Annotated in this window: 1 protein-coding gene and 1 pseudogene; both read right to left on the reverse strand. The window is 49.5% G+C overall.

Features of this window, described 5'->3' with window-relative positions; translation table 11 throughout:
- On the reverse strand, window positions 1-357 hold a 357-nt coding region (locus R7Z77_RS25065), incomplete at its 3' end, for a type I phosphomannose isomerase catalytic subunit (protein WP_411913209.1).
- A 91-nt stretch (window positions 358-448) separates the two neighbouring features.
- A pseudogene (locus R7Z77_RS25070) lies at window positions 449-782 on the reverse strand (PTS fructose transporter subunit IIC); the annotation flags it as partial.

Consider the following 782-nt stretch of genomic DNA (forward strand, 5'->3'; position numbering starts at 1 on the left):
TGCTTGTTGTTTGTTTGGGTGAACTTGAATCGACAGCGCTTTCTCAGCGGCAAGCACTTTAAACAGGTATGGAAGTTCACCAAAACGGTTTGCGACTTCTTCACTCAGAAAGGCATTCATGTCTTGAGCAATCAGTGAAGACAGTTTGGTCTCCTCACCGTTTACCATCACCAATGAGCAACCGTTGGGATGCGCGCCCATCCATACTTCTGCTTGTGGTTCGCCCGTTGGGTTTTCAATGCCAAACAGTTGGTTAACAGAAGTAGTACTGCCCCAAGCGTAGTTTTGAATCACGTTGTTCATCAGGAAAAACGTCGGATGCGCAGCTTGAGTTTGAATCGTTTGTGTATCGGACATCGTTAAATCAGACATAGAGTGTCACCATGAGAGAAAATCATGGCTTGGGCGACATTGCCCAAGCCATAGGAGCCATTTGGGGGAGGGGGGATTAAGCAGCTGCTTGCATCATTTTTGCTTTACGTACTTTCTTCAACGTTACACACGTTACTGCGGTAACCGTTGCGCCAGCTGCCATACAAATCAGAGCAAGGACTGGGTGGTTCATCGCGCCAAGTAGAGCGACCACGGGACCGCCGGGAGCAACGCTGTTGGTGATGCCGAATGAGAACGCCATTACTGCCGCCACCATTGAGCCAAGTACGTTTGCAGGAATCACTGACATTGGATCTTGCGCCGCGAATGGAATAGCACCCTCAGAGATACCAACCAGACCCATTGCACCTGCTGCTTTACCTGCTTCGGTTTCTGATTCTTCGAACAGG

This window comes from Vibrio sp. 1401 (assembly GCF_033340295.1).